This window comes from Butyrivibrio sp. (assembly GCF_015056685.1).
Lineage (GTDB): Bacteria > Bacillota > Clostridia > Lachnospirales > Lachnospiraceae > Butyrivibrio.
Genome location: NZ_SVFW01000005.1, coordinates 89430 through 111614 on the forward strand (window position 1 = coordinate 89430; position 22185 = coordinate 111614).

General features: G+C 39.4%; 17 protein-coding genes. 2 read left to right on the forward strand and 15 right to left on the reverse strand.

Annotation, left to right across the window (positions count from 1 at the left end; genetic code table 11):
• Nucleotides 1-70: 70 nt before the first annotated feature.
• The 4 genes from E7303_RS03030 to E7303_RS03045 form a co-directional block, all read right to left on the reverse strand.
• Entirely contained in the window at nt 71-3340 is a 3270-nt protein-coding gene (locus E7303_RS03030) for a glycoside hydrolase family 2 TIM barrel-domain containing protein (RefSeq protein ID WP_292143778.1), read from the reverse strand.
• Between the two features lie 93 nt (nt 3341-3433).
• The gene (locus E7303_RS03035; RefSeq protein WP_292143779.1) at nt 3434-4378 is read right to left on the reverse strand and encodes a MetQ/NlpA family ABC transporter substrate-binding protein; all 945 of its coding nucleotides are present in this window, start codon (nt 4376-4378) and stop codon (nt 3434-3436) included.
• A gap of 132 nt (nt 4379-4510) precedes the next feature.
• The gene (locus tag E7303_RS03040) at nt 4511-5440 is read right to left on the reverse strand and encodes an NAD(+) diphosphatase (protein ID WP_292143780.1); all 930 of its coding nucleotides are present in this window, start codon (nt 5438-5440) and stop codon (nt 4511-4513) included.
• A 24-nt stretch (nt 5441-5464) separates the two neighbouring features.
• Entirely contained in the window at nt 5465-6280 is an 816-nt protein-coding gene (locus E7303_RS03045; RefSeq protein WP_292143781.1) for a Uma2 family endonuclease, read from the reverse strand.
• Between the two features lie 263 nt (nt 6281-6543).
• Between E7303_RS03045 and queA the strand changes: the two genes are divergently transcribed.
• On the forward strand, nt 6544-7593 hold the full coding sequence (gene queA, locus E7303_RS03050) for a tRNA preQ1(34) S-adenosylmethionine ribosyltransferase-isomerase QueA (protein ID WP_292143782.1): 1050 nt from the start codon (nt 6544-6546) through the stop codon (nt 7591-7593).
• 128 nt (nt 7594-7721) lie between these two features.
• Here queA and E7303_RS03055 read toward each other — a convergent pair whose 3' ends face one another.
• The 4 genes from E7303_RS03055 to E7303_RS03070 all read right to left on the reverse strand — a co-directional run bounded on the left by E7303_RS03055 (nt 7722) and on the right by E7303_RS03070 (nt 13845).
• Nucleotides 7722-9221, reverse strand: a complete 1500-nt coding sequence (locus tag E7303_RS03055; protein ID WP_074883996.1) for an aminopeptidase — start codon at nt 9219-9221, stop codon at nt 7722-7724.
• 82 nt (nt 9222-9303) lie between these two features.
• Nucleotides 9304-11724: a phenylalanine--tRNA ligase subunit beta gene (gene pheT, locus E7303_RS03060; protein WP_292143783.1), complete on the reverse strand. Its 2421-nt coding sequence runs from the start codon at nt 11722-11724 to the stop codon at nt 9304-9306.
• Between the two features lie 17 nt (nt 11725-11741).
• Nucleotides 11742-12788, reverse strand: coding sequence for a phenylalanine--tRNA ligase subunit alpha (gene pheS / locus E7303_RS03065; protein ID WP_330601611.1), 1047 nt, complete (start codon nt 12786-12788; stop codon nt 11742-11744).
• A 412-nt stretch (nt 12789-13200) separates the two neighbouring features.
• Nucleotides 13201-13845, reverse strand: a complete 645-nt coding sequence (locus E7303_RS03070) for a manganese efflux pump MntP (RefSeq protein WP_292143784.1) — start codon at nt 13843-13845, stop codon at nt 13201-13203.
• A 623-nt stretch (nt 13846-14468) separates the two neighbouring features.
• On the opposite strand from E7303_RS03070, the gene E7303_RS03075 reads away from it, so the two are divergent.
• On the forward strand, nt 14469-15356 hold the full coding sequence (locus E7303_RS03075) for a DegV family protein (RefSeq protein WP_292143785.1): 888 nt from the start codon (nt 14469-14471) through the stop codon (nt 15354-15356).
• 76 nt (nt 15357-15432) lie between these two features.
• Here E7303_RS03075 and E7303_RS03080 read toward each other — a convergent pair whose 3' ends face one another.
• From E7303_RS03080 to E7303_RS03110, 7 genes are all read right to left on the reverse strand, one after another.
• The gene (locus E7303_RS03080; protein ID WP_022775297.1) at nt 15433-15681 is read right to left on the reverse strand and encodes an HPr kinase; all 249 of its coding nucleotides are present in this window, start codon (nt 15679-15681) and stop codon (nt 15433-15435) included.
• Between the two features lie 126 nt (nt 15682-15807).
• Nucleotides 15808-17466 (reverse strand): GGDEF domain-containing phosphodiesterase, encoded by a 1659-nt coding sequence (locus tag E7303_RS03085; protein ID WP_292143786.1) that lies wholly within the window; start codon nt 17464-17466, stop codon nt 15808-15810.
• A gap of 168 nt (nt 17467-17634) precedes the next feature.
• Entirely contained in the window at nt 17635-17913 is a 279-nt protein-coding gene (locus E7303_RS03090) for an HU family DNA-binding protein (protein ID WP_013280467.1), read from the reverse strand.
• Nucleotides 17914-18030: 117 nt separating this feature from the next.
• Nucleotides 18031-19407, reverse strand: coding sequence for a GGDEF domain-containing protein (locus E7303_RS03095; RefSeq protein ID WP_292143787.1), 1377 nt, complete (start codon nt 19405-19407; stop codon nt 18031-18033).
• Between the two features lie 24 nt (nt 19408-19431).
• Entirely contained in the window at nt 19432-20691 is a 1260-nt protein-coding gene (locus E7303_RS03100; protein WP_292143788.1) for a 6-phosphofructokinase, read from the reverse strand.
• A gap of 93 nt (nt 20692-20784) precedes the next feature.
• Entirely contained in the window at nt 20785-21888 is a 1104-nt protein-coding gene (locus E7303_RS03105) for an endonuclease/exonuclease/phosphatase family protein (protein WP_292143789.1), read from the reverse strand.
• Between the two features lie 77 nt (nt 21889-21965).
• On the reverse strand, nt 21966-22175 hold the full coding sequence (locus E7303_RS03110) for a hypothetical protein (protein WP_103868965.1): 210 nt from the start codon (nt 22173-22175) through the stop codon (nt 21966-21968).
• Nucleotides 22176-22185: the final 10 nt, after the last annotated feature.

The window sequence follows — 22185 nt, forward strand, 5'->3', positions numbered from 1 at the left end:
AATCATATTCATACAAAGCCCGCAAAAAGCGGCTTTTTTCGCAATCACATGTACTAATATATCATATTTTTTAGTTTTTCTCACTAAATCTAAAGCTCTTGAAGTCAAAATTACTTCCCGGAAGGAAAACAAAGGATATATCATATCTGCCTTTTTTATGCTCTATCGGGAAGCAGACCTTAGTATACTCGCTGCTTTTTGGAAACTCTAGTATTTCTTTGGTCTCTCCGCTTTCGTTCTTCATTCGAAGATGAATAGTGTTGCTGGCAGCCATTGCCCTTCCTGTGATAATTATTTCTTTTACCCCTTCATCTCCAAAATTCATGTTATTAAAACCAAGCGTAACATTATTGCCAATTCCTTCCACCGCTCCTTCAGATCTGGTAAAAGAATCTCCATATATGCTGTCTGCATCAAGAGCGCTGTTTTCGCATAGTGCTCGGAGCTGTCTTTCAAAATAAAAGCCTTTAATGTGCATCTTATCATAGGTCACAAAGCTAATGGTGTGGACACCGCAGAGGCGCTTTGAAAGCTTCCAGGTCTCCTCCTGATAGGTATTCCAGATCGACTTTTTCTGGTAGATGACTTCGTCTAACAAAAGAGCTCCCTCATCTCCTGCTATTCCGTCCCAGATCTGTATCTTATAGGCATCGCCTGAAAGAGCAAAAATAGGAATAGTGATAGTATCAGAGCCTTCGATTCCAAAATCTATGCCGTCATAAGCGATAAGCGTTTCGTTTCCTCTGTCTGTGGCAACGCCGTGCTCATTACCTGCAGCGGTCCTGCCCTTGCTATAGCTAAACACATTGCCTGGAATAAGGTTGAATGGATCAAGGAAGGATCTGCCCATTCCGCTTACAGTAAATTTCCGCGTTGAAATGGTCTTTACAACACCATCCTTATCTTTTGTCTCACATCTTAAAATGAATTCTCCGTCAAAAAGAGCTTCCACTTCCGCCTCATTGCCCTTTACTAAGAGCTTGGCAATATTTGACTCATTGCCCTTATTATCAAGTATTCTGTAAAATACTTCCTTATTCGTAGCATTTTCAGGAAGAACTTTTGCTGTAACTTTCGCCCTTGAATTCTGCATAGAAAGCTTAGTCTCAGAATCTGTGACAAGCTCAACCTTTCTTACAGGAACTATGTCACTTACCTTTAAGACGTCTACAACTGTGTCACCGGCGCTCCCATCTTTCTCCACTATTGCCAGCAGTTTTCCAGAGAAAAGAGCTCTCTCATCTGCCTTATAACTGTCGTAATCTGTGCTGTCACCGTTATCAAGGCCTATTAATCTTCCTCCTGTCACAGTCACCTTTACTCTGTCGCAGGCGTTTTCTACAGGATTACCCTTCTTGTCAAGAGCGCTTATCTTGGCAAAAACAAGATTATCAACGTTTTCGTATATCACTTCGAAACTGTCCGTATCTTCAAAAGATCTGCGCACCTGTTCCGCAATCTCTTTTCCTAAAGCATCATAAGCTATGGCCTTTATCTCGCCCTTTTCATAAATACACTTATAATCAGCAAAGATGTGGTCTCCGCTTCCTCTCTCATGGGTAAGCTCCTGTTTACCAAGGCTTTTTCCATTTACAAACAGTTCAACAAAAGGAGCATTGCTGACTACTCTCACATCAACTTCTTCTCCTTCATTGAAGTCCCAATATGGGAACACATGAACAAAAGGATCCTTTTTGGCGCTCACCCAGGCTGACTTCCAGGCATAGTAAGCATCCTTGTAAAAGCCTGCCGTATCAATAAGTCCAAAGTATGAATTCTTAGTATGGTATGGCGTGGGCTCTCCAATGTAGTCATAGCCTGTCCAGATAAACTGTCCCATGGAGAAAGGCATATCCCTGTCCATACAAATACAGCTCTCAATGCTCTCTGCTCCCCAGCTTGTCTGACTGTTTCCAAGGCTTGAACACTGAAGGTCATCGTCAGCCAGAATTCCCTCTGATAAAGGGAAATGATATATTCCTCTGCTCTGAACTATTGAATAGGTCTCACTTCCGTATATAACCCAGTCAGGGTGCTCCCTGTGGTGTTTCTCATAAAACTTCTCAGCGTAGTTATAACCTACAACCTTCAGGATATCAGCGCACTTTTGAGCATTTTCCCAAGGCATATAATTGGAGCCAAAGGTTGGATGGGCATTTCCCATATAATCAAACTTCTCAACCAGTTCTTTTAACATACGGGTGACCTGCGCACCTCTCTCATCCGCATGGGTATCATAGATTTCATTACCTATGCTCCACATGATGACTGAAGGGTGATTCCTGTCTCTTTTTACCCAGCTCTCAACATCCCTCTCATGCCACTCTGGAAAAAATCTTGCGTAGTCAAACTCAGTCTTTGATCTCTCCCACATATCAAAGCCTTCAGAGATAGCCATAAAGCCTATTCTGTCTAAAAGCTCGATTGTCTGAGGATCAAACATATTATGGGTAAGCCTTATGGCATTTACCCCCATACCTTTAAGCTGTATGAGTCTTCTCTTCATGGCGCTGTTATTGTAAGCGGCACCAAGAGCACCAAGGTCATGATGAATGCAGACACCGTTTAGTTTGGTGACCTTTCCATTTAGTAAAAAACCTTTATCAGGGTCAAAAGAAATACTCCTAAACCCTATTGTTACTTCTTCCCTTTGAAGCTCTTTATTTCCATCAAAAAGAGTAACCTCCAGCGTATAGAGGTTTGGCTCATCATTGGACCACTCTTTTACATTTCTTGCAAAAAAGCTCTTGCCTGTTGCATTTAGCGAAACTTCTCTCTTTTTATCATCAAAAAGTCTGTAGGAAACGCTTGTATTCTTACTTATTTCTCCTTTTATTTCTGTATCTATATCAAGGAAATATCCCATATCTCCCTTATGGGTGTGGACATAAATTCCATTCTCAGGGATGTATGTATCTTCATAGCTGCAAAGCCATACATTTCTGTAGATTCCGGCTCCTGAATACCATCTTGAATTGGGATTTTGGTAATTGACTCTTACAAGGACATCATTACTGCCTACTTTGCAGTAGTCTGTAATATCGAGAATAAACTGTGAATAGCCATATTTCCACTCTCCTGCCTTTTGACCATTTATATACACAGTACTGTCCATATAAATTCCGTCAAAAACAAGAAAATGCCTCGGCTTAAGTGTTGTCACAAAGCCCTTATAATACCAGCCTGTGGCATCTGTATAAAAGTTTCTTGCATCATCTATAAGAAAATCATGAGGTATCTCCACCTCTTTAAACTCAGAAAGCCTGTCCCTGACATTTTCAAGCTCTGTTCCAAAATCAGTTTTTAAAAACTTCCATCCCGTTACAAATTTTTCTTTCATGCAAAAAGCCTCCCCAATGTTTTAGCAAACCACTTACTAATCATACACCAGAGAGGCTTATATTTGTTTAAATTTTTTAGTTTCTATTTTTTATTACTGTGCGTCAATGAAAGATGCAATAACAGCTCCCTTATATGTCTCATCGATATAAGCCTTAACCTTGTCAGACTGAAGCGCCTTGATAAGAGCCTGTGTTTTTTCTGATGTCTCATTGCCCTGCTTAACTACAAGGAAGTTTGTTCTCTTAACAGTTGTCTCATCGTCAAATTCCTCGATATCAAGTGCAGGATATGATGAAGGAAGACCAGCTTCAAGAGCATAGTTACCATTTACTGCTGCTGCATCAAGATCAGGAAGTGAAAGTGGAAGGCTTGCTGCCTCAAGAGGTGTGATCACGTATCCGTGAGGGTTAGCCTCTTTATCTTTTGTCAAAGAATCTTCTGTGTAGTTAGCATCTGTTCCAAAACCACCCTTTGAAGTAAGAAGTCCCTTCTGAACAAGCAGGTCAACAGCTCTTTCTCCGTTATCAGGATCGTTAGGAATACCGATTGATGCACCATCAGGAATATCAGCAAGTGCTGTATATTTCTGAGAATAAATTCCCATTGGCTCAATGTGAACGCCTGCTACAGCTGCAAGGTGAAGTCCTGCGTCTGTATTCTGCTGGTTCATATAACCAAGTGTCTGGAAATAGTTTGCATCAAGCTCGTCAGCTTCAAGTGATGTATTAGGAAGTACGTAATCTGAGAATACAACTGTCTCAAGTGTCCAGCCATCCTCTGCAAGTACTTCTTTTACGATGTTATCAAGAATTTCTGCGTGTGGTACAGGTGTAGCACCAACTCTGATAGTCTTGTCTCCATCCTCTGTCTGTGCAGGTGCAGCGTCCTGTGTCTGTTCTGTAGTTTCTGCAGCCTGTGTGTCCTGTGTGTCCTGTGTTGTTTCTGCTGCATTTTCAGCGCTGCTTCCGCAACCTGTAAGAGCTCCAAAAGCTAGAACACCGGCAAGTACGATACTTGTCAAAAATCTCTTCTTCATAATAATTCCTCCTCAACAATTTTTTCTATTTATTATAAAACAAATTATAGCAATGGAAAGTCCAAATTGGAAATATCCAAGATTTGTATGTAGCTATAACTCCCGCTTATATCTCCATTAGCATTCACTGTCCTATTTTTGCAATGTCCCTTCATAACCTTTTTCTTTAAAAAGCTTCATCATCTCATTGGTGAGACTGTAATCCAATGGCTGAAGCTCTATGTCACAAGGAGCTACCCATTCTGCATACTTAAGCTCTGATGTATCCATCTGTATTTCTTTTTCTCCTGACACATCACAAAAAAATCCCGCCAGTATATCACTTGCAATTCCCCATGGCTGTGACTTGTAATATCTGACGTTACTTACTCTAAGTCCCACTTCTTCCATAACTTCACGTTTAACGGTTTCTTCAAGTGTCTCTCCGATTTCTGTAAATCCGGCAACAAGGGCATTATGCGCAAATCCGGTTCTGTATTTTGTTAAAATGAGCCTGTTGTTCTCTTTATCAGTAACGCCAATAATAACTGCAGGATTTATCCTTGGATAAATGATATTGCCGCATTTAGGACATATCCTTGCTCTTTCAGTCTTGTGATCTTCATTAAGAGTTCCACACCTGCCGCAGAATCTGGTTACCTGATACCACTCATGGAGCTGAAAAGCTGTATAGGCAGCATATACGTAGTGCTGAGGATTCAGATACTCTTTCCTAAAGGTCATCATTGAGCAGAACTCAAAACCATCAGGAAGATTGAGATATTTAATATTTCCATCCAAATCTGTTGCAAAATCCGCACCATATGTACTATCGGCAATTTCAGGCTTTAATAAAAAAAATCTTTCTTCACCTATACTAAAAAGATAAGTTAATGCTTCATTTGCTTCTTTTAAATCTACAACCTTTGGAAACGTTATTGTTTTTAATTCAGTATCAGATTTAAGAAGTAATCTTTTTCCCTGGCTGGTATTAATAAAGACAATTACAAAATCGTCATCTTTATGTTTAATCGTAGGATCATAGTGATTTTTAAGTTCTAACGGTGTAATATCCTGTAGCATTTGCTTATCCCTTCTCTTCCTAAATTATATTAAAAATGAAATATAACTACTGATCTCATTAAAATCAATTACACATTTTCCTCCATATATTATCACCGGAACTTCGTCCTTAAAACCATAAATATTTACATCTTCATGTTCAAAATCATTCACTATTATCTTTTTCTTTTCCGGATCAATCATCCAATACTCTTTTACTCCCGCGTTCGCATATTTTGTAAGCTTAATATGCATATCCTTACTCTTGGTGGAATCAGACAAGACTTCTACTATAAAGTCCGGTGCTCCATGCACAACTTTTGAATCAATTTTGTCCCTATCACATACAATCATAACATCCGGCAGCACCTGAGTTTTTTCATCGTCATCAAGTTGCACACCAGTCGGTGCGATAAAAGGAACACACATACCATTATTATTCGAGATGAACTGTAACAGCTTGTTAAATATTAATCCGGCAATCAACTGATGGTAAGTTTTTGGGGCAGACATATCATATATAACCCCATCAATCAATTCCACCATCTTATCGTCAGGTAATTTGTCTATATCTGCAATGGTGTACTCACCTTGCTTTTTCTCATTTTTTTTCATATTCGTTCTGCCATAGGCAGGTTCATCTTCCTTAAGTATGTTTTTAATGTCGTCTTTATCATAAAAGGAAAAATCATAAGTAATAAATACTTTTTCCAAAGCCTTCAGTGTCGAATACCTCGGATGCTTGGTTATTCCGCCTAAAACCTTCTGTACAGTTCCTATTGGAAGTCCTGACCTCTGGGCTATCATTTCATAGCTATATCCAAAATCTTTCTTTTTCTGTTTCATCTCTTCAATAGTCATAGCTATACCTCATTTCACAAATACAAATTTATTATCCATATAATACTATTTTTATATCCATCAGGCAACAGTATTCACTATTTTCTTTTCCATTTATTATCAATATTATATCCATTATATTTCCACAGTTGTATTTCATTTATTTTTTGCTATAATAACGTGGCACGGAAAAAGTATCAGTATCATAAAGGTAATATCATTAAGAATGATCATTAGTAATTAAACGCTAAATGAACAATCATATATAGAAAAGAGAATTTGAAATGGCAGAAAATAAAGAATTAGGATTATCAACTTCAGATTACTATTTTGACCTTCCTGAGGAACTGATCGCACAGGATCCAATGGAAAAAAGAGATGAATGCAGGCTCCTTATAGTAGACAAAAAGACAGGAGAAACAGAGCATCATAAGTTTAACGAGATCATAAATTACCTCGAGCCAGGTGACTGCCTTGTTCTCAATAACACAAAGGTCATTCCTGCAAGGCTTCTTGGTGAAAAAGAAGGAACAGGCGCTTCAGTAGAGATTCTCCTTCTTAAGAGAAAAGAAGCTGATGTATGGGAAACACTTGTTAAACCCGGCAAAAAATTAAGACCTGGTGCAAGAGTTTCATTTGGCGGTGGAATTTTAAAAGCCGAGATTCTTGATATTGTTGATGAAGGAAACAGACTTGTTAAGTTCTATTACGATGGGATCTGGGAGGAAGTTTTGGACAGACTTGGTGAAATGCCTCTTCCACCTTACATCACACATAAGCTTCAGGATAAAAACATGTACCAGACTGTATATGCCAAGTATGAAGGTTCAGCTGCCGCACCAACTGCGGGACTTCACTTTACCGAAAAGCTCCTTGAAGATATAAAAGCAAAAGGCGTTGATATGGCCTTTGTTACTCTTCACGTTGGTCTTGGGACCTTCAGACCTGTTAAAGTAGACAATGTTTTAGAGCATCATATGCACACAGAATGGTATCAGGTCACACAGGAAGCAGCTGATAAGATCAACAAGGCTAAAGAGAACGGCCACCACATTATCTGTGTTGGCACAACCAGCTGCAGAACAATAGAAAGTGCCGCAGATGAGAATGGACATCTCTCAGCTTGCAGCGGGGATACATCAATATTTATCTATCCCGGCTATAAATTCAAGGTTCTTGACCAGCTCATCACCAATTTCCATCTGCCTGAGTCAACACTTGTAATGCTTGTTTCAGCACTTGCAGGCAGAGAACATGTTCTTGCCGCATACGAAGAAGCAATCAAAGAACGCTACCGCTTCTTCTCCTTTGGAGATGCATGTTTCTTCAAATAAACATTACTTTGATATCTACAAAATCAATTTAGAGTGAGACAGAGGGAAGACAGAGGGACGGTTCTTTTGACTTATTGCTTACAATAAGTCAAAAGAACCGTCCCTCTGTCTTCCCTCTGTTTTCTTATTTATTCGTTTCTAAAATCGATATTCTGAAGGAATGATACATAGCCTCTCTTTGCTTCGTAAAGGTCAGCCTTATCGATTGCTTCCCATGGTGCATGCATGTTAAGTACTGCTACGCCTGAATCGATAACGTTCATTCCGTAAAGAGCAAGGATATAAGCGATAGTTCCGCCACCACCAACATCTACTTTACCAAGTTCTGCTGTCTGATAGATGATGCCATCCTTTTCAAATGCTCTTCTGATCTCGGCGATAAATTCTGCATTTGCATCGTTAGAGCCTGATTTTCCTCTTGAACCTGTAAACTTATTGAATACAAGTCCTTCTCCAAGGAATGCAGCGTTCTTCTTCTCAAAGCTTGATGCATATGTAGGATCAAAGCCGGCGCTTACGTCTGAAGAAAGCATGCATGAGTTTGCAAGACATCTTCTAAGTGAAAGGTCATTGTAGCCTTCCTTTGTAAGGTTCATGAGCTCTGCAACAGCATTCTCAAAGAAGTGGCTGCGCATACCTGTTGCTCCAACGCTTCCGATCTCTTCTTTATCAACGAGGATACAGCAAGCTGTTCTCTTTAAGTTCTTTGCTTCAAGAATAGCGCGCATTGAAGGATATGCGCATACTCTGTCGTCATGACCATAGCCAAGGATCATTGATCTGTCAAATCCGGCATCTCTAGCCTTACCTGCAGGTACGATCTCAAGTTCTGCTGAAATGAAGTCTTCTTCTTCGATTCCGTAAAGATCATTTAAAAGAGCTACTACTCCGCGGCGAACTGCTCCTGAAAGCTTTCCGCTCTCTGCCTTTTCTTCTTTCTCAGCAGCAATTGCGTACTTCTCGCCTGCGGAAAGCTTACTGTCAGCCTTTTCAGCCTTCTCTTTTTCCTTGCTCTCTACAACGAATGGTCTGTGACCAACAATAAGGTCAAGAGCTTCACCTTCAATTACATTTGAAGCCTTCTTGCTCATCTGATCTGCAGCAAGATGTATAAGAAGATCAGAAACGAAGAATACTGGATCGTCCTCATCCTCACCAACATTGAGCTGTACTGTTGTGCCATCCTTCTTAACAACTACGCCGTGAATAGCAAGTGGCATAGCAACATACTGATATTTCTTGATTCCGCCATAGTAATGTGTATCAAGGTAAGCAAATCCGTTGTCTTCATAAAGAGGATTCTGCTTAACATCAAGTCTTGGAGAATCGATGTGAGCACCAAGGATATTAAGACCGGCCTCGATAGGGTCTGAACCGATCTGGAAGATAGCGATTGACTTGTTCATCCATACGCTATATACCTTATCTCCCTTTTTAAGCTTTGTCTTTGTGCCGATCAAAGTATTGAGTTCTCTGTATCCTGCTTCCTCAATCTCGTTAACAATTGTATCAATTGCTTCACGCTCGGTTTTTGAATTATCAAGGAATTTCTTGTAATCCTCAGCAAACTTATCTACAGCTTTGAGCTGAGTAGCATTGTAGTTTGCCCAAACATTTTTTCTATTCATATTTAAGCTCCTTTCGAGAAAAAAATAGCCATTGCTAACTAAAGCAATGACTATTTTAACACCTACTGTGCCATCAGGCAAATCAAGAACGAATTTCAATTCCCATTGTAAATGAAAGTTTTCTGAGCATCTTATCTACATATCCGTTTATAGCTTCATCAGTAAGCTCCTCGTCCTTAGGAGTGAATGTAATTGTGAAAGCCATACTCTTCTTTGTAGGAGGAATAGGAAGTCCCTCGTATACATCAAAGAGATGTACATCAGTTACATACTTGCAGGATCCATAGATTGCATCCTCAACTTCTCCACAAGTAACGGTCTTATCCATAATAAGCGCAAGATCACGCTTAACAGCTGCGAACTTTGAAAGTGGTGTAAATGTAGGAGTCTTGCCATACCACTTATCAAGTGCTGAAAGATCTATCTCGCAGATATAAGCCGGTATTCTCATATCAGTCTCATCCTGGATCTCATAAGTGATCTGTCCAAGATATCCGACCTCTTCTCCCTCACATACGATCTTTGCAGTTCTGTAAGGATGTAAGAAAGTTTTGGTTGCAGGCTCATATTTAAAGTTTATATGAAGAGCATCTGCTACATTCTCAGCAAGTCCCTTTAATGTATATATGTCCTCGCCCTCGCCAAAAATACCGATGCAAAGAGTAGCTTTCTCATCAGGATATTCTGTAAGTGGAAGGGCCTTTGGAATAAATCTGTTACCAAGCTCAAATAATCTTCCCTCGAGAGTACCTTTCTTCTGGTTTCTTGCAATAGCACGGATCATCTGTGCTGCAAGTGTTGTTCTCATAAGTGAAAGATCTTCATTTATAGGATTAAGGATCCTGATAGCCTTTCTCTCCTGTGCATCCTCAGCAAATCCTAAAAGGTCAAGGTCACTTGGTGAGAAGAATGAGTAGTGCATGCACTCATATGCTCCTTGCGCGCAAAGAGCTCTCTTTATCCTGAGCTCAGTCTTCTGCTTAAGGTTTCTGCCACCAACAGTAACGCTGCAATCCTTAAGGAATGTAGGCTCAACATGCTCATATCCGTACATGCGGATAAGTTCTTCTGCAATGTCAGGATAATCTTCCATATCCTCACGATATGCAGGAATCTTGATTGTAAGTTCATCACCATTTATTTCAGGCTCAAAATTAAGATTTGTAAGAATTCTCTTGATCTCATCAGTAGGAACTTCGATACCAAGTACTCCGTTAACCTTCTTTATGGATGCCTTCATTTCCTTCTTATCGAGGCTGTTTCCTGTATTTATATCCACATGAGTCTTGGAAACCTTACCTGCTCCAAGCTGTTCAACAAGATGAAGAGCTCTCTTCATAGCTATAACAGTTGTATATTCGTAAACGCCCTTTGCGAAAGCAGCTGATGAATCAGATGACTGACCAAGAGCTCTTGAGCTCTTACGGATGTTGTCACGCATGAACTTAGCAGCTTCAAATGTAACAGTAGTTGTTGTATCACGGATCTCTGAATTGAGGCCGCCCATGATACCTGCAAGAGCTACAGGCTTTGCTCCATCACAGATAACAAGGTTGTCTGTTGTAAGCTCAAACTCATTTTCATCAAGAGTAACTATCTTTTCTCCTGCCTTGGCACGCCTTACAACAATCTTGTTACCTTCAAGGAAATTGCCGTCAAAAGCGTGCATTGGCTGTCCAAGCTCTCTCATAATATAGTTAGTGATATCAACGATATTATTGATCGAGTTATTACCAACCATGGCAAGTCTTCTCTTCATCCAAAGAGGGCTCTCACCAAGCTTTACATCATATACATAATGACCAATATATCTTGGGCAAAGATCAGGATCTTCTACAGTTACACTAAATCCTTCGTTCTCAACATCTGTTTCTGTGTAGCTAAGATCAATCTCTTTTAATGGCTTATCAAGTGCAGCTGCAACCTCTCTTGCAAGGCCGTAAATACTCTGGCAGTCAGGTCTGTTTGCAGTGATTGAAACATCAAAGATCCAGTCATCAAGACCAAGTATAGGCTTAACATCAGCACCTACCTCTGTATCCTCAGGGAATACCAAAAGTCCGTTGTAGCCTGCTCCTGGGTACATATCTTCTGTTACACCAAGCTCAACACCTGAGCAGAGCATACCCTCTGAATCTACACCACGAAGCTTACCCTTTTTGATAGTAGCAACACCGATAACTGTTACATGGTCTCTCTCTGTTTCAATTACTGTTGCGCCAACAAGAGCAAGTGGATATTTTCCTCCTGCCTGAACGTTGTCTGCACCGCAGCATACCTGGAATGTTCCGTGTTCTCCTGCATTTACCTGGCAAACATGAAGATGAGTATCCGGAATAGGTTCACATTTCTCTACCTGTCCAACTACGACATTTGATATGTCTTTTCCTACTTCCCAGCACTCTTCTACTTCGAAGCCGCAGTCAAAGAGCTTTTTCTCAAGTTCCTTTGGTTCTAAATCTATATCAACAAAATCTTTAAGCCAACTTAAAGGTACTAACATTTCATTCTCCTCCTGAATTATTCGTAGTGATCGATCTGCTTAAGGACATCAAGGTCTGACTCATATAAGAGCTTGATGTTGTTAATGCCGTATTTGAGCATTGTTGCACGCTCGATACCGATACCAAATGCAAATCCGCTGTACTCTTCTGAATCAATTCCACAGTTCTCTAAAACCTTCTTGTTAACAACACCGGCACCAAGAACCTCGATCCAGCCTGTACCCTTGCAGAGATTACATCCCTTGCCGCCACATGCAAAGCAGCTGCAGTCAACCTCTACAGAAGGCTCTGTGAATGGGAAGTATGAAGGACGAAGTCTTGTTGTTGTTCCCTCGCCGAAGATTTTCTGTGCAAAGGTCTCCAAAGCTCCCTTAAGGTCACAAAGTGTAACATTCTTATCAACTACGAGTCCTTCCATCTGTGAGAACATAGGTGAATGAGTTGCATCATCATCTGAACGGAAAACCTTACCAGGTGAAAGAATCTTGATCGGTGGTTTCTTGTTTTCCATTACATGGATCTGACCTGATGAAGTCTGAGTTCTTAAAAGGAACTCAGGGCTGAGATAGAATGTATCCTGCATATCTCTTGCAGGGTGATCTGCAGGAGTATTAAGTGCAGTGAAATTGTAGTAGTCATTCTCAATCTCAGTGCCTTCATATATTTCAAAACCCATTCCTTCAAAGATATCGATAAGAGTCTCTCTCATCTGTGTTACAGGATGAAGATTGCCCTGATAACGCATTTTGGCAGGCATTGTAACGTCCTGTTTTTCTCTTTCATATCTTGCCTTAAGCTCTTTTTCTTTCATCTTCTTGTCAAGTTCATCAAACTGTTCAAGAGCCCACTGCTTAAGTTCATTTACATTCTTACCATATTCAGCACGATCCTCTGCAGCAATGTTTTTCATCTCTTTCATCAGTGCTGAGATCTTGCCGTTTTTGTTATCCAAAAAGACCTTTCTCTGTTCATAAACATGCTTTGAGCTTTCAAGCAACTTTGAATTTTCTTTGATTTCTTCACGAATTGCTTCAATTTGCTGACGTAATACGCTGTTTTCCAAAATTTCTTCCTCCTGTTATTAAAGATGTGACTTTCTTAAGAGTTCAACAAAAAAAGTCCCTTGTATAGCTGCAAAGCTATACAAGGGACGATCAATCACCGCGGTACCACCCATGTTCCTGTCAAAACAGGCTCTCAACCATAATGGTTTTATCTGTAACGTAGACTTACGATCCTGACTACAAGCAAAAAGCCTTCACCAAAACTGCTCCGGTGCGAAACTTCCGTACATACCATAGCCTGCAGGGCTCTCAGCCAGCGACCCTAGCTCTCTCAAAGGATAATATGACATCTTCAGATAAAAATCTGACACCATCATTGCATTTAAATTATTAAATTAAAAATACTCTTAATTATTCTATGTTTCGATATTATAAAAGTCAAGCAAATGACATAAATTTCGTAATAAAAAATCAACCCAAAAAGCTCTTTATAAAAATCTCAAGACCAATAACTATCAAAATAACTCCGCCTAATATCTTGGCATTTGAAGCAAGCTTTGTTCCAAATGTCTTGCCAAGTCCTATTCCGATATAACATACAACATAAGTCACAACAGCAATTATTGTAGCACTTCCGATAGCCATCAAAGCATTATAATTCGCAATCGTAAATCCAACAGATAGAGCATCAATGGATGTTGCAACGCCCTGAACCAACAAAAGTTTTAAAGAAAGAGAAGTCTCTCCTGCAACATTTCCGAATTTAGGACATTCTTTATTGGTGCAGCCATCACACTTTCCGTCCCTGTCACACTTCTTTTCCTTAATACCCTCAAGAAGCATTTTTCCACCAATATAAGCTAAAAGAATAAGCGCTATCCACGGAATGAACATCTGAAATCCGCTGAAAAGATATGCCGCATTATGTACCAAAAACCATCCTATTACAGGCATAAGAAACTGAAATCCCGCATAGATTCCAGCCATATAACCCATTCTGCCTTTTTTCATTTTAGGTTCTATAAAACCATTTGCAAGGGAAACCGAAAAAGCATCCATCGCCAGTCCAAACCCCAGCAGAATACTATTAAATACAAACAAAATATACTTAGCCATAATATTCTCTCCTAACCGAATATTTGACCATTATAACACTATGTAACTTCTATTACTATATTAAATGCTCTGCTCTGGGAAATGAAATAGGCGGGCATCCATACTTTTATGAACGCCCGCCCTTACTGTGAAATTTCCAAGGGTCTATTCCTCTTCTTTCTGCAATTGTATATTTTGCGAATCTATGTTAATCACATCCTTTAGCGACTCCTTGACACTCCTTGGCTAATGTGAAGCTTAAGCCACCGTCGCTGTGAATGCCAGCCGCTCCGAAAACCTTCATTCATCTTCCGTGAAGCATAAGCCACTTGGACTACATAGGTTTTATCTACAATGTGATTGTATATATAATATACCATCTGATGATAAATTTGTCAACAACTTGATATTAATTGTATTTATTTTCTGACTATTCAGACAATTCCCTAGAATACTGATACATAATTCACTGCTCAAACTTTCTCTCAAAAATTTTTATATTTTTTCATTATTTTCATCTCCAGCCATCAGCGTTGAATAGCCTATTGAAACTGCTTTTTTGCTTTTTTGCCTAAAAATATTTGATACCTCAAGGCTAATAATGTATTATGTTTGTAGATTATTTTTATTTTGAAAGGACGCTTATGAGCAATTACATATTAAGCTGCTGTTCTACAGCAGATCTGACTAACGAGCATTTTAGCAAAAGAGACATCAGCTATATCTGCTTCCACTTCGAAATTGACGGAACAGAATTCCCGGATGATCTTGGAAAATCTATTCCATTCAAAGAGTTCTATACCATGATGGCAAATGGTTCAATGACAAAAACATCTCAGGTAAGTGTAGGTGAATATCTCGAGTACTTTGAAAAGTTTCTTAAAGAAGGAAAGGATGTCCTTCATTTAACACTCAGCTCAGGAATATCCGGTACTATTAATTCAGCTACTATTGCAAAGGAACAGTTAAAAGAAAAATATCCGGAAAGAAAGCTTTATGTAGTAGATTCACTTGCTGCTTCAGCAGGATATGGTCTTCTTATGGATAAGCTTGCAGATTTAAGAGATGAAGGCATGTCAATTGATTCACTTTATGAGTGGGTTATCGAGAACAAGCTCAACTGCCAGCACTGGTTCTTTGTATCAGACCTCAAATACCTTGTAAGAGGAGGACGTGTTTCAAAGGTTGCCGGAACAATCGGTAATGTATTAAATATCTGCCCTCTTATGAATGTAGATTATCAGGGACACCTGATCGTAAGATCCAAGATTCGTGGTAAAAATGCTGTCATGAAAGCTCAGGTTCAGAAGATGGTTGAGCTTGCAGAAAACGGTACAGACTATGATGGAGAATGCTATATCTCCAACTCAGATTGTTACGAAGATGCAAAGGCTGTTGCAGATATGGTTGAAGAAAAGTTCCCTAAGTTAAAAGGACGAGTAAAGATCTTCAGCATTGGAACAACTATTGGAAGCCACACAGGCCCAGGTACAGTTGCACTCTTCTTCTGGGGAAGCAAACGAATCGACTAATAAATGATCGCATAATAAAGGCCATGGTAGAAATACCATGGCCCTTTTTGTTAATTATCCGCACATCCCAAAAGTATTATTCAGCAAGAAGTAAATGATGTACATCATAATCGTTAATAAGGTTAGTGATCTTTTTGTCGTCGCCTATAAGTGTTACATCAAGTGGTCTGAATAAATTGAGTGATAATAAACCAACAATAGACTTCCCATCGATGTAGCTGTGCCCATCCTGCACATCGATTTCACATGCAGATTTTGAGTTCATATTGATAAACTGAACGATCTGTGACTTGCACCCTAGTGAAACCCTAACTTCTTTTTTCATTTTTCTTTTCCCCTTTTATCTCATAAGTACGCCGCAGCCTCAACAAAAGCAACAACAGAATATATGATAGCACTTTGTGTACAAATTGTGAACAGGAAAAGAATAAAAAAAGTATAAACTATTAAATTAAGAATAAAATCTCTTTTCAAGTCGTTTTTCAAAGTCTGATTTCGGCATTGGATTATCATACAAAAAGCCTTGAACCACGTGGCATCCAACATGTTTTAGTAGTTCAATCTGATCTTCTCTCTCAACGCCTTCAGCAATAACACTAACGCCAAGTTCTTTTGCCATAATAACAATATTTCTCAACACTATTTCGTCGCTTTTGTTAAGATTATCGTTATTTATAAATGATCTGTCGATTTTTATCTCTGATACCGGGAAATCACGAAGAGTTGAAAGAGATGAAAAACCTGTTCCAAAATCATCTATTGAAGTTGCGATTCCATACTCTTTAAGTCTTTCAAGGAAAGCTGTCATGAGTATTCTCTCATCCTCACTTGAAGTCTCTGTAACTTCTATCTGGATCAACTTGCGCTCAACTCCGCTTTCATCGATTATCCTTATTATTTCCTTTGCAAGGTGCTTATAACTTAAGTCTTTCCTTGAGAAATTAACTGAAACAGGCACAGGGAGTAGTCCCTTTTGTTTCCAGTCATTAATAAATTCACATGTCTTTTTAAGGACATACAAGTCAAGAGATGCAACCATTCCCTCCTGCTCAAGGATAGGAACGAACTCAGTAGGATAAAGAACAACTCCGTTGCAGAACCATCTTGCAAGAGATTCACCACCAATTATTTCTCCTGTGATAGTATCTACCTTGGGCTGAAGATATATTCTGAATTCTTCATTTGCAAGAGCTTCCTCGTATCTGTCTTCTATCTGTTTTTGTCTGTAAATTCTGGTACTCATAGCCTTATTAACAAAAACATAAGGCTTATTTGCTACATTCTTGGCATAGTTACAAGCCATTATAGCCCTTGAAATAAGCTGTCCAGGCTCTTTTAACGACTCATCCACGGAATATACACCTATAACAGCTGCAATGGTAAATTCATCCCTCTTGCCGTTTTTTTCGCCATATACAGGTACAGCAGACAAAAACTTAAGGAACTCTTTTGTCCTCTCTTTTTTTATGAGCGCAGTAAAATTATCGCCACCAAAATGAGCAACAATTTCATCAGGGCCACAAAATTCCCTGAGTCTTTTCGCGTAGCGCTTCATTATCTCATCGCCCTCAGCAAGTCCATATCTCCTGCTGATAAGGCCATAGCTCTTTAAATTGAAATAGAATGAATCATATTCATATATAGCTCTGGTGCCACAGAGTTTAGTGGCGTACTGAACAAATCCGCCTGAATTTGGAAGACCTGTAAGATACTGGGTAAGGGCGCTCTTTTCAACCACCTGTGATAAAAGAAAACGCTCCATATGGAAAGACAATATATCGATGATAACAGCAAAAGCCTTGTATTCTTCCTCTGACCAGCTCTTATCACCATAAAGGAAAACATTATATGTAACTTCTTTGCGTCCAGCCATTTTATGCTTAAAAAGATATGCCGGTGCTTCTTTTTCAGGCACAGGTCCAAATAGCGGAATTACCACGTCAGGCTCACCGGCCTTATCAGAATCCTTGGAATCAGACACTATTGCGACGATTGATCGCAAAGCGAATTCCTTGGCAACATCAGAAAGAGCCCCCGGAGAAATCTCGGGAGTAACATCCTCTTCAGATAGAATTTGTACATAATTTTCAAAACTTCTTTCAAATGTCATGAACACATCCTCGTTTTGTTTTTATAAAAGTGTGACACAATATAATTTTATTAAAAAAAAAACTTTTTTTCAATTACATACAAACCATAAAATAACAAATATTGAAATTTAATTGCATTGAAAAAGGCTATGCCATATTATGGCATAGCCTTTAGCTTCGTTAGAAAATTATTTCTTGTTTACAAGATCCTTAAGAGCCTTACCAGCTTTGAACTTAGGTGCTACAGATGCAGGAATCTTGATAGCTGCGCCAGTCTGAGGATTCTTACCTGTTCTAGCAGCTCTCTTTGTTGTCTCGAATGTACCGAAACCAACAAGCTGAACCTTACCCTTCTTCTTAAGCTCCTTTGTTACTGTGTCTGTGAATGCGTTAAGTGCTGCAGCAGCGTCCTTCTTTGAAAGTCCTGCTTCCTTAGCGATTGCATCGATAAGTTCTGTCTTGTTCATTTAATTTTCCCTCCAAAAAGAAATTATTTATTACAAAGCCCATTTTACCACTAATATGTACTCATAACAACAGTAAAATGCAGAAAAATACTATGTTTTTCTGATTTTTATCCTTTTTTACCTAGAATTTATGGCGATTTCGATCATTTTACCCAGATAAGTGAAGTCAGTTATGTCGGATTGAGGCATTTTTCGCGAATTATTTCGCGTATTATACAGTGCTATATAACCCATTTGATATTTCTCATTCATCTTATAAAAGAAAGCATGCTTTATTCCATTGTCCCTAAAGAACTCCAAAGCTCGTGTTAATCTCAACTGATTCTCCGGAGTATCTACAACAAACACTCCATTGTCATCGAATTTTTCATCAAATGCCCTGTCAGTTGCATATTCAAGGACGCTTACATGTTCTTCGATCATTCCAAGTTTTTGATCATCCTCATTGCCTGTATCAGTCCTACGCTTAAAGCCAATGTAACTTTCTTTCACATTTTTGAAAAAAATATAGCCTTCATCAATCTCATAGGTAGCGATAAGCTGCATGAATGAAGTTACTATAGTCTTATTGCTAAACCCGAAGAATCCATCCAAAAATCCCAATACCAGCTTAGTCTTATCCTGCGGCTTGGCATAGCCCACGATACCGCCGATCGTATCAAGCTCGCCTTCTATTATAGGACCATGAACTTCAGGATTATACATCACATATCTGTTTTTTCCTCTGTTCTTGGCTCTATAAAGCATTTTGTCTGCAAGATTAAAAAGCTTGTCATAGGAATCTACATCTTTAGGATAATTGCCCGTTCCTATTGATACTGTGACAAGGGGATAGCCATCCTTATCAAGTCTCATCTTCTCTACGCGTTCACGGATTAATTTCAGGTAACTTCTAAGTCCATTTGAATCAGTCTTGCCATTTATGACAAGCATGATCTCATCGCCGCCGATTCTTCCGGCTTTTCCGTCATTTTTTAAAACATCAAGGACTATTTTTCCAACCTCATGCAGGATCTTATCTCCAAAGGAATGACCCATGGTATCATTTATCTTCTTAAAGTTATCAATGTCCATGATACATAGTGAGAAGCCATCACTTCCTTCGAACATCCTGGATTTGGCATAATCAATTATAGCCTGTTTGTCTAAAAGACCTGTTCCATAGTCGATGGAACGACTGTCCCCACCATTAAGTGTCTCAACATCTTTTAATGAAATGGAAATATTCTTTGGATTGCTATCTGCTCTATGGCAATCAGCGATCACCCAGAACAGATTATTATTTTTCCCAAAAACACGAAAGCAGAGCGTCTCGCCAGTTGAACTAGCGAGATGCTCTACCATTTCATACAATAAGTGCTGGTCATCCGGATAAACGTTAGATAACAAACTCTTTTGATCCGGGTCTGAAACATAATCAGAAAAAGCAAAATCAGCGTCGATAATATTTAGTTCCTCATCAACTATCGCAATTCCTGCATTGTCTGAAACCATAGCTACTCCTAAAAGATGGCCGAATCATAAAATATCCTGGAATCCAGGTCTGTAAAGATGTCTTGGTATACCGTCAACCATGATCGGTCCAACATCACCCTGAATAAGAGGTCTTACGTAGGTGATGAACTCATTAGTTACATATGTGCCCTCTTTATTGATCCAATCTCTAGGAACTGTTCTTTCATCATTGGCAATCTTATGAACATCCTTAACTTCTGTTCCAGCCTGATAAGGATCATCAGAAAGTCTCTCGATAACAACCATCTTTCCGCTATCACCTTCGTCTGCAGCCTTCATTGCTGCACCACCGACTTCATAAGCTTCAAGAATATCAACTCTTGATGCACAGTGGCTTGCGGCTCTCTGAAGTGTAGAAAGCTCGATGGCACGAGTCTTGCAGCCACACTCGCTGGCAACTACGTTGCAAAGATATCTTGCAGTTCCTGTAAGCTGTTTATGTCCAAATGCATCAACATATTCAATGTTATTGTCCATATCACTTACATACTTACCATCTTTTGTTCTGATACCTTCTGATACAGCAACAACGATAGATGCTTTATTTTTTAACAGGGATTTGATTTTCTTAAGGAATGCATCCATATCAAATGGTATCTCAGGAAGATAGATCGCATCAGGTCCATCACAGTCCTCACCTCTTGCAAGTGCTGTTGCGCCTGTAAGCCATCCGGCATTTCTTCCCATTACTTCAACGATAATAACCTGTCCATGACTGGTTTCAAGGGACCAGCTGTCTCTGATGATCTCTTTGACAGAGGTTCCGATATACTTGGCTGCTGAGCCATAACCCGGTGTATGATCTGTAAGTGCAAGGTCATTATCAATTGTCTTAGGGCAACCAACAAACCTTATATCAGATCCGGAAATAATAGCATAATCTGAAAGCTTTTTAATCGTATCCATAGAGTCGTTTCCGCCAATATAGATAAAGCAATCAATTTCGAGTTTTGTCAGGATATCAAATATCTTCTCATAGATCTCTTTGTTCTCAAAGATTTCTGGGAGTTTAAATCTGCATGATCCCAAATATGCAGATGGGGTTCTCTTCAAAAGCTCAATATCAAGTCCGCTCTGAATGTGATCTGAAAGGTCAACATATCTGCCTTCCATAAGTCCCTGGACGCCGTGGATCATTCCATAAACCTTGTTGTATCCACGATCCTTAGCAGTTCTGTAAACTCCGGCTAGTGACGAGTTGATAGCTGCTGTAGGACCTCCCGACTGTCCAACAATAACGTTACGTTTCTTTTTCTGTACCATTTCCTCCAGTCCCCTTTCACGAAATATCATGTACTATTATTATATTCAAAAAAGCGTTAACTGTCACTATTTATATCAAATTATCGACTATTCTTAAGCATCCGGCAGAAGAATCACATCCATGCTAACCGGGTTGTGATCCGAGTACTGGAATACTGTGTTATGTGTTCTAAGGCTCTGAACTTCAACATTGCTTGAAACTATGAAGCCATCTATCACGTAATACTGAAAAGCGTTTGGTGACTTATCCTGGGCATCAGCATACACTCTGTCCAGAGATCTGCATGTAGGATTGGAAACATCTGTCAAAAACTGAAAATCGACGCCAAAATCCGAAACATCTATTACTCCTGCTTCCCAATTACCTTCAAGCACCGGATAGCTGCTTGTATCAATATTTGAAAAGATCTGATTAAAATCACCACCGGCTATTACATAATTGCCTTTATTAAACTCCTCTTTCATGATTTCTTTTAACATATTGGTCTGGGCAATCTTGCCTTCACCATCGTCATAGGCTTCCAAATGAAGATTTATAAGAACAAGTTCCTTCTCAGAATTCTCAATAGGCATCCTCATTACCTGAAGGCATCTCTTAAGATTGCCTGTTCTTAGAGGCCATGAAAAAGGACACGGAAGCTGGATTCTCTCAGATTCATCTATAATAAATGAGCTGTAAGTAGCAATCCCAGCCTCAACTTTTCCAATAGGCGGAATCGGATAAGGAACGAAAGAAACCTTGAAATTATAAGCAAAAGTGCTCTGATTCTTGGCAACATAGCTTCCGGATTTCTTTTTTATATACTCATACTCATCAACAAAATGAGACCTTGTAGAGTTGCGATCCATCTCCTGAATCATTAAGATATCAGGATTTATCTCATCTATTCTGTCGACAATACCATCAAGGTTATACACGACCCTTTCATGAGTCGCAGTATTTACCATCTGTCCGCCATCCATAAAGAAATCGGCATTGTCTCCAAGGGCTCCATATCCAATATTCCAGGTCATTATCCTTATAGACTTATTTGTCTTTAAATTCTTTCCGCCATAGTTCTCAACTTCGAGCTTTTCCACTGCATCAGGATTATACTCATCCAAAGTAAGGTATCCCAGTACCGTAGCTATTATCAGAAGCAAAAAGGCAAGCATTGAACAAATTGTAATGGTTAGTGGTTTAATGATCTTCTTCACATTTCCTCCTAAAAAAAGAACTTCCGTTACCAGGAATCTCTCGAATGCCTGGCAAACGGAAGTTTTAAAAGTTTCTCTTAAAAATCCTCTTCCATAAGGGCAAGTTTCTTACCTCTTGCTTTACCTAATCCATAGAATACTGAAGCCACGACTATAACACAGACGCCGGCAACAGCACATCCAATCAAGAGTTTCTTTTTGTCTTCATCAAAGCTGTCCCATATTTCCATTGCCTGATCAAGTTTGTCCTTAGCAAATTCAATTGCAGCATCTACAAATTCTGTCATAGTCCCCCTC